The 12,619-nt window shown below is 41.7% G+C and carries 13 protein-coding genes; 7 read left to right on the forward strand and 6 right to left on the reverse strand.

What is annotated here, in order from left to right; translation table 11 throughout:
* Positions 1-221: 221 nt before the first annotated feature.
* The 3 genes from mrdA (RM049_RS08040) to RM049_RS08050 all read left to right on the forward strand — a co-directional run bounded on the left by mrdA (RM049_RS08040) (position 222) and on the right by RM049_RS08050 (position 5,234).
* Positions 222-2,069 carry a penicillin-binding protein 2 gene (mrdA, locus tag RM049_RS08040; protein WP_322703807.1) on the forward strand — a complete coding sequence of 616 codons (1,848 nt, stop codon included), beginning with the start codon at positions 222-224 and terminating at the stop codon, positions 2,067-2,069.
* A gap of 68 nt (positions 2,070-2,137) precedes the next feature.
* On the forward strand, positions 2,138-3,976 hold the full coding sequence (mrdA, locus tag RM049_RS08045) for a penicillin-binding protein 2 (protein ID WP_322703808.1): 1,839 nt from the start codon (positions 2,138-2,140) through the stop codon (positions 3,974-3,976).
* A gap of 220 nt (positions 3,977-4,196) precedes the next feature.
* A complete protein-coding gene (locus RM049_RS08050) occupies positions 4,197-5,234 on the forward strand; it encodes a serine hydrolase domain-containing protein (protein ID WP_322703809.1) in 1,038 nt (345 codons plus the stop codon).
* A gap of 56 nt (positions 5,235-5,290) precedes the next feature.
* Here RM049_RS08050 and RM049_RS08055 read toward each other — a convergent pair whose 3' ends face one another.
* Positions 5,291-6,094 (reverse strand): M15 family metallopeptidase, encoded by an 804-nt coding sequence (locus RM049_RS08055; RefSeq protein ID WP_322703810.1) that lies wholly within the window; start codon positions 6,092-6,094, stop codon positions 5,291-5,293.
* 102 nt (positions 6,095-6,196) lie between these two features.
* Between RM049_RS08055 and RM049_RS08060 the strand changes: the two genes are divergently transcribed.
* Positions 6,197-7,114, forward strand: a complete 918-nt coding sequence (locus RM049_RS08060) for an AEC family transporter (RefSeq protein ID WP_322703851.1) — start codon at positions 6,197-6,199, stop codon at positions 7,112-7,114.
* A 31-nt stretch (positions 7,115-7,145) separates the two neighbouring features.
* Here the strand turns inward: RM049_RS08060 and tsaB are convergent, their stop codons facing one another.
* The gene (tsaB, locus tag RM049_RS08065) at positions 7,146-7,802 is read right to left on the reverse strand and encodes a tRNA (adenosine(37)-N6)-threonylcarbamoyltransferase complex dimerization subunit type 1 TsaB (RefSeq protein WP_322703811.1); all 657 of its coding nucleotides are present in this window, start codon (positions 7,800-7,802) and stop codon (positions 7,146-7,148) included.
* A gap of 160 nt (positions 7,803-7,962) precedes the next feature.
* Positions 7,963-8,580 (reverse strand): 6-aminohexanoate hydrolase, encoded by a 618-nt coding sequence (locus RM049_RS08070; protein WP_322703812.1) that lies wholly within the window; start codon positions 8,578-8,580, stop codon positions 7,963-7,965.
* 11 nt (positions 8,581-8,591) lie between these two features.
* Here RM049_RS08070 and RM049_RS08075 point away from each other — a divergent pair, with 11 nt between their 5' ends.
* Complete coding sequence (locus tag RM049_RS08075) at positions 8,592-8,762, forward strand: hypothetical protein (protein ID WP_322703813.1); 171 nt, start codon at positions 8,592-8,594, stop codon at positions 8,760-8,762.
* Positions 8,763-8,794: 32 nt separating this feature from the next.
* Here RM049_RS08075 and RM049_RS08080 read toward each other — a convergent pair whose 3' ends face one another.
* On the reverse strand, positions 8,795-9,043 hold the full coding sequence (locus RM049_RS08080; protein ID WP_118167283.1) for a Ycf34 family protein: 249 nt from the start codon (positions 9,041-9,043) through the stop codon (positions 8,795-8,797).
* Between the two features lie 86 nt (positions 9,044-9,129).
* Here RM049_RS08080 and RM049_RS08085 point away from each other — a divergent pair, with 86 nt between their 5' ends.
* Positions 9,130-10,434, forward strand: coding sequence for a CCA tRNA nucleotidyltransferase (locus tag RM049_RS08085; RefSeq protein ID WP_322703814.1), 1,305 nt, complete (start codon positions 9,130-9,132; stop codon positions 10,432-10,434).
* Between the two features lie 500 nt (positions 10,435-10,934).
* Positions 10,935-11,318: a response regulator gene (locus tag RM049_RS08090; RefSeq protein ID WP_322703815.1), complete on the forward strand. Its 384-nt coding sequence runs from the start codon at positions 10,935-10,937 to the stop codon at positions 11,316-11,318.
* Here RM049_RS08090 and RM049_RS08095 read toward each other — a convergent pair.
* Both RM049_RS08095 and RM049_RS08100 read right to left on the reverse strand, forming a co-directional pair.
* The gene (locus RM049_RS08095; RefSeq protein WP_322703816.1) at positions 11,299-11,703 is read right to left on the reverse strand and encodes a DUF2294 domain-containing protein; all 405 of its coding nucleotides are present in this window, start codon (positions 11,701-11,703) and stop codon (positions 11,299-11,301) included. The two genes, RM049_RS08090 and RM049_RS08095, sit on opposite strands and share 20 nt — an antisense overlap.
* 527 nt (positions 11,704-12,230) lie before the next feature.
* Complete coding sequence (locus RM049_RS08100) at positions 12,231-12,386, reverse strand: hypothetical protein (RefSeq protein WP_416212623.1); 156 nt, start codon at positions 12,384-12,386, stop codon at positions 12,231-12,233.
* Positions 12,387-12,619: the final 233 nt, after the last annotated feature.

The raw sequence follows: 12,619 nt of genomic DNA on the forward strand, positions 1-12,619 counted from the left end.
TATCCGCCAAAAACAATTGTTCAAGAATATACTCGCTCGATTCTTTCGTACTCAGTAAAAAAAATAAGCTAATGGTAAACTTATATACTAGAATTCTAATTTAAATAATCTGTAATTAAGTTAACAAGTCTTAAAATTGCATATTAGCAATTGCTAAAAGGCTGGCTAGAATTGCATTTATTCATTTTGAATTTTGAATTTTGAATTTTGAATTAATACTTATGTCCTTATTCCCATCACTTGGCAGCAAAAAAGATACACGTACAGTTGGACGTGGTGTCCAATCAATATTTTTAATCGTATTTACCCTATTAATGACCAGTGGGATTGAGGCTCGTTTGGCTTACTTGCAAATAGTTGATGGGCCAAAACTCCGGGAACGAGCCGAAGCAAACCGAATTCGGATGATTCCCAAACAACCAGAACGGGGCAATATTTTTGACCGGAATGGCAAACTTTTAGCTAGCACTCGCTATCCTAGCTCTGTATATTTGTGGCCGATGGCGCATACTAAGCCTTCCTGGTCTGTAGTCGGCCCGCGTCTAGCGCAAATTCTTAACATTCCCCAAGATGAAATGGAAAAGAAATTAGAACAAGCAGGTGCTAATTCTTCTTCACTCATCCGGGTTGCTCGCGATTTAAATGAAGCAGAAATTACGGCATTAAAGGAGTATAAAAATGAACTCCCAGAAGTGGAAATTAATACAGATTCTGTACGTTATTATCCCCACGGCAAAGAATTAGCGCACGTACTAGGTTATACACGAGAGTTGACCGCCGACCAGTTAAAGGGCAAGAAAGAGTTAGGCTATCGGCTGGGAGATGTCATCGGTCAGATGGGTGTAGAAAAGGCTTATGAGAAAGCTCTACGGGGCGAATGGGGCGGTCAGCAGGTAGAAGTGGATGGTGCGGGTAGACCAATCCGGGTTATCGGAGAGAAACAGGCAAAAGCTGGTAATGATTTGCACCTAACCATAGATTTGGATGTGCAAAAGGCAGCCGAAAAAGCTTTGGGAAATCACCGAGGTGCGATCGCAGCACTCGATCCAAATAATGGTGCTGTTTTAGCGTTGGTATCTTACCCCACCTTTGACCCAAATATCTTTTCCAAACAAAAACTTTCTCAAAAAGATTGGGAAAGTGTCCAAGGTAAAGATCATCCCTTGGTCAATCGCGCTCTGAGCGCCTTTCCACCCGCCAGTACTTTTAAAGTTGTGACTACGACAGCTGGACTCGAATCAGGTGAATTTTCTCCTGACTCAATACTACAAACCTTTGGTTCTCTTACCGTGGGTGGGGTGACATTTGGTGAGTGGAACCACGCCGGATTCGGGCCATTAGGATTTCCCAGAGCGATCGCTATGAGTAGCGATACTTTCTTCTATCAAGTTGGCAGAAAAGTTGGCGGCCCAACTCTAATCAAATGGAGCCGTAAATACGGGTTTGGTCAAAGAACTGGTATTGAATTTCGTGATGAAGAATCAGTAGGCTTGGTTCCAGATGAAACATGGAAGCGGAAAGTTTTCAAAATGCCTTGGACTGTTGGCGACACCATTAATATGTCAATTGGTCAAGGCGCTTTGCAAGTCACACCTCTGCAATCGGCGATTATGTTTTCTGTCCCTGCTAACGGTGGGTATCGAGTTCAACCGCATTTGCTTAAAGATAACGAAGAAGCAAAAAGTTGGCGAGAATCCTTAAATATGAAGCCGACAACTATTAAAGTTCTCCGCGACGGACTGCGAAAGGTGGTGAGTGAAGGCACTGGTAAGCGCTTAGACGTGCCGACAATTGCCCCAGCGTCTGGGAAGAGTGGCACAGCTGAAGCTGGTGTTGGTCGCCCAAATCATACATGGTTTGGTGCTTATGCGCCCAGTAATAAGCCAGAAATTGTGGTTGTAGCCTTTGGGGAAAATACTGGCGAACATGGCGGTACTATTTGCGGGCCGATGGTTTTACAAGTACTAGAAGCTTATTTTCAGCACAAATATCCAGGTAAGTATCACAAACCTCAGCCTGACCCATCAGAAGCTAAAACTCATAATTCAGGACATGGTACTGGAGACTAGTGTGTAAAATTAAAACCTAAAACAGAATTGTTTAAAAATAATCTTAATTTTGAAATTCTCTTTGTCTTATGAGTTTATTGAATCCATCTCCACTTGGCGGACAAAAAAATACACGTACAGTTGGAAAGAGTTTCCAGCCGGTATTTTTAATTATATTTACTCTACTGATGATGACTGGTATCAGTGTTCGTTTGGCATATTTGCAAATTACTGAAGGAGCAAGCCACCGAAAACGAGCCGAGTCAAATCGAATTCGGATGATCCCCAAACAACCAGAACGGGGCAATATCTTTGACCGCAATGGCAAACTTTTAGCCAGTACTCGTTATCCTCGCTCTGTATATTTGTGGCCGATGGCACATACCAAGCCAGCATGGTCAGTTGTAGGGGCACGTCTATCTCAAATTCTCGAAGTTACCCAAGAAGAGATGGAAAAGAAATTAGAAGAAGCAGGTGCTAACTCTTCTTCACTGATTCGGGTCGCTCGTGACTTGAACGAGGCGCAAATCACAGCATTGAAGGAGTATCAAGCCGAACTTCAAGACGTAGAAATCTCTACAGAGGCCGTTCGCTATTATCCTCACGGCAAGGAATTAGCTCATGTATTAGGTTATACGCGAGAACTGACCGCCGAGCAGTTAAAAGAAAAGAAGCAGGAAGGTTATAGATTGGGTGATGTGATTGGTCAAATGGGAGTTGAAAAAGCTTATGAGAAAAGTCTGCGGGGTGAATGGGGCGGTCAGCAGGTAGAAGTGGATGGTGCAGGTCGCCCGCTCCGGGTTTTGGGAGAGAAACAGGCGAAAGCTGGTAACGATTTGCACTTGACTGTAGATTTAAATATGCAAAAGACAGCAGAAAAAGCTTTAGGCGATCGCGACGGTGCGATCGTTGCTCTTGATCCCAAGAACGGTGCCGTTTTAGCAATGGTATCTCACCCCACCTTTGATCCAAATATTTTCTCGAAGCAGAAACTCACCCAAAAAGATTGGGAATTTGTCCAAGGTGCCGATCATCCCTTGGTGAATCGCGCCCTCAGCGCCTTTCCACCCGCTAGCACCTTCAAAATTGTTACCACCACAGCCGGTCTAGAATCTGGTAAATTTTCTCCTAGCACAGTCCTGCAAACCTACGGTTCTTTGAGTTTTGGCGGCACCCGATTTGGCGAATGGAATCACGCCGGATTCGGGCCATTGGGTTTTGTCGGAGCATTACAGTGGAGTAGTGATACCTTCTTCTATCAAATTGGTCGGGGAGTTGGCGGCCCAACTTTAATTGAATGGACTCGCAAGTATGGATTTGGTCAAAGAACGGGCTTTGAGTTTGGCAACGAAGAGGCAAAAGGTTTAGTACCAGATGAAGCTTGGAAGCAGAAAACTTGGAAGATACCTTGGACTGTAGGCGACAGCATTAATATGTCAATTGGTCAAGGTGCTTTACAAACGACACCTTTACAAGTTGCCATCATGTTTGCTGTGCCCGCTAATGGTGGCTATCGAGTCCAGCCGCATTTGCTTAAAGACAATGAAGAAGCAAAAAGCTGGCGAGCATCTTTAAATATGAAGCCGACAACTATAAGTGTTCTCCGTCAGGGACTACGGAAAGTAGTAGCTGAAGGTACGGGTAAAGCTTTGAAGCAGCCAACAGTTCCCGCAGTGGCTGGTAAGAGTGGCACTGCTGAAGCGTGGAAAGGCCGTGTTAAGCAAAATCACGCTTGGTTTGGAGCGTATGCACCTGCTGAACAGCCAGAAGTTGCGATCGTAGCATTTGCTGAACATTCCGGTGGTGGTGGTGGTGGTATTGCCGCGCCGATGATCTTACAAATTATGGAGGAATACTTTCAGCGCAAGTATCCAGGTAAGTATCAAAAACCTCAGCCTGAGAACCCAGGAAATAGCAGACGAAATTAAACGTAGGGTATGGGGCATGGGGCATTGGGCATTGGGCATGGGGAAGAGACAAGGTAGACAAGAAAAAAGGAAAAGACTTGTTCAATAATTCCCCCTTGTCCCCTTGTCCCCTTGTCCCCTTGTCTCCCCTGCTCCCCTGCTCCCCTGCTCCCCTGCCCCCCTGCCCCTCTGCTCCCCTGCCCCCTCATCTCCACATCGCCAAACAAAAATCAGGTCAATTATGATTGACGACTATATTCGAGCTGTAATGACTCAAAATCAAATTCCGGGGCTTTCTGTTGCAGTGGTGCAGGAAGGTGAACCTGTTTTAGTTAAGGGCTATGGACTGGCGAATACTGAACACTCTGTTCCAGCTACTGAACACACAGTTTATGAAATTGCGTCTGTCGGTAAAACTTTCACCGCTACAGCCGTAATGATGCTGGTGGAACAAGAGGTAATTTCGCTAGATGATGCGATCGCAGAATATCTCGATTGTCTACCCATAACGTGGCAAAATGTCACAATCGGGCATATTCTGTCTCATCAGTCTGGAATTCCTAGCTATACCGATGCTCCAAACTATTGGGAAATTACTCATCTTGATTTATCTAAGTCTGAAATTTTGGCTCTAGTTACTCACTTACCCCTCAAGTTCCAACCGGGTGAGTTTAGCGCCTACGACAACACAGGCTACTATCTACTAGGTTTGCTCCTAGAAAAAGTAACTGGACAATCTTATGGAGATTTGTTACAAGAGCGTATTTTTGCTTTTTTGGGAATGAATGCAACCGTAATGAATAATCCCAGTGACATAGTGCCGCACCGGGCTGCTGGTTATCGGTTGGTAAACAGCAAGCTTGTTAACAAACCTTATTACAGTCCCTCAGTTACCTATTCTGCTGGAGGTCAACTTTCCAGTGTGGAAGATATGGTGAAGTGGGAACAAGCGCTTTGTGGTGAAACTTTGCTAAAGCAATCAACCCTGAATTTGATGTGGACTCCTCATTTTCCCAATCAGGGTGATGATTGGGAAAAATTGAGATATGTTGCAGGTTTAGGTTGGTGGGTATTTAATTATGGCGATCGCCGAGTAGTTGGTCATAATGGGTCAATTTTAGGATTTGCAAGTAACATTACCCGCCTTATTGATGACAAAATTACCGTAATTTTACTTTGCAATCTAGATAAAATTTCCCGACCAGATGCGATCGCTAAAGAAATCGCTGGATATTATTGTCCAGCCCTTAAGGAAGTAGTACTTCAGCCTCCATTATGAGAAACAGAGGTAATAATTACGAATTACGAATTACGAATTACGAATTATTTTCGCTCCTATTGTGATATCTTAGCGGGTTTCAAGTTTCTGGCTTTGTAAAACATTTCTAAACTATTGCGATCGCCTACAAAACGCCAGTGCCAAGGCTCATAACTTACACCTTGAGCATTATCTTTGGGAAATGACATTTCAAAACCAAAACGCGCTGCATTTGCTTGTAGCCACCGATAAGCCTTGGTATTGTCAAAGTTAGTTTGAAGATTAGTTGCTGGTACCGATCCGTCTCCAACATCCACTGCATAACCTGTGTGATGTTCGCTATGACCAGGAGGAGCGCTGAGGGCGGCTCGTTCTGCTGGCGTTTGATTTCGCTGGGCACCGACAGCAAAAAACAACTGCTCTTGGTCTTTGACTGAGCGAAAGCCAGAAATTGGCACTACAATTACACCTGAACTCCGGGCTGCTGCTACCATCTCCTCAAATTTTTGGGCAGCAGTTTTTCGCATTCTAATGCCCCTATTTGCGGAGATGGTTACTAGTTCTGACTCAGGGGCTTCTGGGTATGGAAAATGCCCTAACACAGTATCGCTGGAATTATTAGATGCTGCGGTCGTCGTAGGAGCAGAAGTAGCTGGTAAAGGTTGAGAATCGGCGGTTTTTTTGGGTGCAGTCACAAAAAACCACAAACCGCTAATTAAAGATAGCAAGACAAATCCCGTTACTCCCCCAATCAAAATAATTCGGGGTTGCAACCAAATTTTTGGTGTTGCAACAGGGGTATCGCGTACAGCCACTGGAATATCATCACCAAAGTCATTCGATGAGTTTTGCGGTTTTCCAGAAAACCCTGCCTTATTCAAGGGTAAACTCCTGTTTTTGTGGAATAGCCATAACAGATTTTGCACTGGACAAAAGTAGACGTAACAGGTAGCATTTTACATCTGTGGTTCTTAGGCGCAATCTTGACAAACCTTTTAGAACTATACGTCAAGCTGGGAGGATTAGTCCTGGTAGGTTTTATCCTGGGACGCAAACTACCTGTAACAGTTCCTACACGTTTAGGACTGTTTCTTTTTTGGGTGGGAGTACCCATAAGCATAGTATCGTTTTTGCGTCAATCTAGCTTATCAGGGCAAATTTGGATTGCACCTGCGATCGCTTACCTAGCTATTTTACTAGGAGCATTTTTTGCTTGGTTAGGGATAAAAGGCCAAGCCTATTTTAGAAAGACTGTTTCCCAACCATCAACTCAGGCTAGCTTGATATTAGCCGCAATGTTGGGTAATACTGGTTATCTTGGTTTTCCCATTACCTTGGCAATGGTAGGCAAGCAATACTTTGCTTGGGCGTTATTTTACGATTTACTAGGTACGTTCCCAGGAACTTATGCTCTGGGTGTGTTGCTAGCAGCTAGTTTTGGTGGTAGCGTCCAGAATCATTGGCAGATTACTAGGGCGATTTTAATTAATCCTGCTCTGTGGGGTTTCGGATTTGGCTTGCTGTTTCGGCAGGTGACAATTCCCACAGTTGCAGAATTCTGGTTAGAAAAATTTGCTTGGAGTAGTGTAGCTTTATCCCTGGTATTAATTGGAATGCGTCTGGCGTTGCTCAAATCTTGGCGTAGCTTACCACAAGCAGGGATGAGCTTAGGAATCAAAATGTTGCTAGTTCCTTTGATATTGGGTAGCATCTTACCCCTATTTGGATTAACTGGGGCGATCGCAAAGATAATCGTGCTACAAATGGCTATGCCTCCAGCTTTTGCCACACTGGTAATTGCTGAGACATTCAATCTCGATCGCGATCTGGCAGTTACTGCCTTAGCTGCTGGGGCTATAGTATTACTGGTTACTCTCCCTGTTTGGCTGTGGCTGTTTTGATTTTGGATTTATGCACTGCGATACATATCAGTTAAAGTTCTACAGGATGCTGCCCATAATATGGCAAAGCCTCTGACCAATGAGGAAATTTGCCCTCTTGCCAATCGAGATTAGCTAATTCCAAAATACTTGTCACCGTTGCTGCTAACCCAGATTGGGCTTGAATCAGCTGATAATTAGTGTTCCAGCTCGCTAAAGTTTCCTGCCATGCTTCTGGTGTCAACACTCTATCTGACAAACACACGTTTAGTTTAGAAGTATCTGGCTGAAACTGATAAATAGCAGCAAAAATTTGACCTCGTTGTGCTGGCATTTCCACAGCAATAGTTTTTGGATTTTGACTTTTGCTTGCTTGTGACCAAGCTACCGCAGCCAAAGTTGAAATCGCAAATACAGGAATATCTAACTGTTGCCCTAAAGTCCGAGCAGTAACAACGCCAATGCGAGTTCCCGTAAAGCCACCAGGGCCTTTAGCAACTGCGATAAAAGACAAATCTGCCCAAGTTTGCGGTTTGATAAATTCAATTAAATATTGATGCACTAAGCTAGATAGCTCGCGCCCCAGATTCCAAATTTGAGAGCGAGTTTCACCTGCAAAATTACTAATTGCCAAACCCAATTCGGGAGTGGTGGTGTGTAGTGCTAAAGCGTATTTATTTATTGCAAGGTTTTCTAGTTCCGTTGTCAAAGTTAGTTAAAATATCTATTTTTATAGAGTTAACGTGATTTATTTAAGCATATAACATAGCGGTTCTTAATTGAAAAACTACTGAGTAATAATCAGTCAAACAGTCTTGTTACAAGGTTTGTGAGAGCCAATGCTGTTGACTTTCTAATAGCGATCGCGGCTAGGATGGGGGATTTAGATTACCGCCTTGCTGTCTCAATAGATAGTCCAAAACTCGGTCAATTCGCTCTAAGGCAGCACCTGTAGTCAGTTGAAACTCCTGAAACTGAGATTTTTGTTCCTCAAAATTGCGGTCAAGCTTTAGCATGAGTGCTTCTAATCGCTCAGTTCGTGCCTTTGTTTCCTCTATTTCACTGCCTGCCTTTGTAAATAGGCGTTGCGTGTGAGTGATAAAACTATCAACCCGATCGGAAAGTTGGTCAACCTTTGCCCCTACCCGGTCAATACGTACCTCTAGTTGATCGAGGTGAGATTGAGTACGGTCTTGTTTTATGGTCAATTCATCAAGGTGAGATTGAGTACGGTCTTGTTTTATGGTCAATTCATCAAGGTAAGATTGAGTACGGTCTTGTTTTATGGTCAATTCATCAAGGTGAGATTGAGTACGGTCTTGTTTTATGGTCAATTCATCAAGGTGAGATTGAGTACGGTCTTGTTTTATGGTCAATTCATCAAGCCGCCTGTTTGCTGATTCTGCGTAGCTAGCAGTAGACACTAGCAATTGCTTAACAGTTTCGAGTTCATCTTCTACACGGTCTAGTCGCTGTGTGTTGGTCATGCTGTTTTCTCTTGGCTGACTTCTTTATCTTCTACGATCGCTTTCCTGACATCTCGTTTCTGTATCATGAATTCGCGATCGCTGATGGACAAAATCTCATTACAGCAAAAATCATGTATTTAACCATATATGTTGTAGGGGCGCAAAGTCTTGCGCCCCTACCGCGTGGTCTATTTAGCTGAAAATAGCTGTAACATACACCAATCATTTTCTATCAAGTCGGCACTAATTCACCAGGACGCAATTTCGACCACTTACCTGTTTCCCGTTTAAAGCTCAGACAACCAACAACATCCCATTCCATTTCAATCACATCATCTTTAGTCCGAATGTTGACATTGATAGAAGGTTCATTCGGATCAAAATTTGGTGTTTCAGTCAAGTGAGGCTGTTGGTGCTGCCCTTCTACGGCATGATAGGTAACACAGCTGTCTACATAGTGGCAGTTCACGCAAATACACATAATAGAACCAACTCCAGGGGCCTTTATTGTTAATCTAACTTAAGCCCAACTGTTATTCATGAGTTGCTGGGTTGATTTTTATTACAATGCACGAATCAATTCCTTCTACCCTCGCTCCCGAAAATTGGCCTTTTAGCTTGGAATTCTTGCCACAACCCGCTTACATGGTAGGTGGTGCTGTCCGAGATGCGATCCTGGGCAGAACTCGTGAATATCTGGATCTAGATTTTGTTATACCATCTAAGGCGGTAAAGGTAGCCAGAGCGATCGCTCATCATTACAAAGCTGGTTTTGTGTTACTCGATGCCGAACGACAAATTGCGCGTGTGGTTTTTCCCCACGCTACAGCTGACTTTGCCCAACAGGAAGGAAATAGTTTAGAAGTTGATTTGCACAGACGGGATTTTACAGTAAATGCGATCGCTTATAATCCCCATACACAAGAAATTATCGATCCTCTGCAAGGTTATCTAGACTTACAACAGGGCATTTTGCGAATGGTATCACCTGCGAACCTAGAAGATGACCCTTTGCGGTTAATGCGGGGTTATCGCCAAGCCGCCCAACTAGGTTTTACTATTGAGCCAGCTACCCAAGCCGCAATTCGTTCTTTGGCATCACATCTTAGCAAAGTTGCAGCCGAAAGAGTTAGGGTAGAAATTGGCTATCTACTGGCAAATTCTCAAGGTACTCCTTGGATTACGATGGCTTGGGAAGATGGTTTACTTGCCCCTTTCTTCAAAAATGCCACCCGTGAAAGCTTGCTCAAACTAGCAGCAGTTGACACAGCCGCCGCCTTACTCACAGAAAATTGGCAACAACTAGGCGTACAACTGCAACAATATGTCCGCGATAGTATTAAAACTACTTGGCTAGGTATTGCCAAACTTGCTTGTCTTGTCAACCCAGATCCAGAATTAGCAGAAATACAGCTACAGGAACTAACTTATAGTCGTGCCGAAATCCGAGGTGTAACTACTGCTTTGAAACTGTTACCGCAATTTCAACTAGTTGATATGTCGTTGCGAGAACAATACTTTTTGTTTCATGATGCAGATATTGTCTTTCCTACTACGGCAGTGCTAGCTGTAGCAATTAATAATTTGGTAGAGACAATATCTGGCGACAAGCCACTACAGACAGCAGTGGAAACTAAAGCAATGGGCTACCAAATCTTAGCACCTTTGATCGACCGCTACCTTAACCCTGATGATGCGATCGCTCATCCCACTCCTTTAGTAAGCGGGAAGGAGTTGATTACAACATTAGATATTCCAGCTTCGCCAATTATCGGTCAACTGCTAACTGAAATTGGCGTAGCACAAGCTGAAGGGAAACTTTCAACTCCAACAGAGGCGATCGCTTATGCACGTCAGTTACTTGATGGTTAAATATACTTAATTAATTTGAGGCTCAAAGGTTGACTCAATCAAAGTTTCAAAATCTTGCTTCGATTATTGTTTTCCAAGAGTGACAAAACAGGGTTAAAATACCGATCTTTAGAGCTAATTTGTAAACTCAAGTAAAGTACTTGTTTAATAAGGGTTTCAGTAATTTTAGTTAATACAGCACTTATTCGCTGAAACTCAGACCTAGCAAGGATTTGAGTACTATTCAGATTCTCTTCACGAATCAGCTCTTATGGTCAATCCTTGCAATTACATACATCAATTATGCTAATATTTGCTTGATGTTATAACTGCTTTACGATGTTATTTCCTAATTAGCACTGATGGACAACCGAATGAACCATATATTAAGCTATTGATTTTTATGCTTTAGTTGGTTATTGGTACATTCAATTAAACACTTGCTATAAACAAAGACTTTCAGATTTTCCTGATGGGTGGAGTTTTGATGAATAGCTTTTATTGGACAGGATTAAGTGCTTATGAATGAGCAGCCTTTAATTTTGGTTGTAGAACAGAGTTTACATGATTTAGAGCTACTTAATTCTCATTTAGGAATATTAAATTTTTCATGTATTTGTACCAAACAAGGGGTGAGGGCTGTGATGTTGGCACAAACTCATCAACCAGATTTAATTCTGCTAGATATGAAGCTATCTAATTTGAGTGCGAACCGAGTCATTGACAATCTCAAAGATGACTCAAAAACTGCTACCATTCCAATCATTGCAGTCACACCTATAACAACAGTAAAAAACGAGCGCTTCACAATGCTCACAGCATTTGATGATTGCATTACTAAACCCTATGATTTTAATCAATTAGAAGTGGTAATCAGTCGCCACATCAGTCAGCTAAATTCCTAATATTTATCTTGGGAATAGGTTCGGGATTACGAAGTTCGGGTAATTCTTTGAGAATTACAACAATCCCAGTACGACCTGTTATTAAATTTGTATTTGTCATCAAGTAAAGGACAGGTTGACCAATAATTTCTTCAATCAAGTTTTTTAAATCTGGTTTAATTATTTTTTCTAAATATAATCGTACTTGTTCAGCTAAAGTATCATAACCTCCTTTCAGTAAAGTTTGTTCAGCTTGAGTAACCGAGTTTTCTATAGAAATTACGATTTCAGTATCAAAAAAATGACAAATGATTTGGCTAGGAGATTTTCCTAATCTATCATTATATAATTTGATGATTTGCTTTGATATTTCTGTTTCTAATTGTGCGATAGTCGGTTGTATCATTAGTACTTACTATGTAATATTTCTCGTTTTAATCGAAAAATTAATTAAATTATCCAACATTATAGATGATTATGGAATAACTAAGAAAAATAATCACCATTTTATATAAAGTTACTGTATCAATGTGATGTATTTAGTATGTATTTATTTAAGAATATTGCCATATTTAATGAAGTAAAATTTGTTAACTTACGATTTGTGCAGTGTTAGGTTAATAACTGGATTTGAGCGTCATTCGATTGAGATAATCAGCTTATTTTGTGTTATATAAGCTTAGGTGTAGCCCACCGTGCCTGTATCTCATAACCCAGTACTTAATTAGCGATGTTTATCCAAATGGTCATCAATGACAGAGGCATATAATATTACATCGGAATGTAATGTATATCACAAGACTCTCTATACCTTCCGGTGCAGCTAGTAAGCAGATAAATTTAGGTTCTATTAAAGAGTATATTAGCCACTAAGATAATTTGTGAAAAACTAACACAACATATTCGGCATTTTTTAGAAGCTCATCACATTCTTTACGGGCAAAGCAACTGTGATTGTGTAATTTCATAGTGCTTAGTAATTCCTGGTAAATACCAAACTGGCTCAACTGCGGCTTTGGTAATAACCAAATTACCGCCTGGTTTCATAATCTTGCCATCTACCTGCAAACAACCTTTATCTAACTGCATATTGCAGTTCTAGTATATTGATGTCGCCAAAGAAAGCTGCTAGCTACCTAAGTCAGTTTTTATTTTTATGACTCTAAATATCTAGTATGGTATTAGTCATATTGTTGAACACAATAAATCACATATAAATTTCATAATTAGCAATTAATCAAGATTAATTTAAAGATGACTTTAAAAATGATTTAATCGATGTATTTTGTGAGAAAGTTAATACAAAGGTATATTCACTGATC

The sequence above is a fragment of the Nostoc sp. DedQUE04 genome (genome assembly GCF_034530995.1).
Lineage (GTDB): Bacteria > Cyanobacteriota > Cyanobacteriia > Cyanobacteriales > Nostocaceae > Nostoc.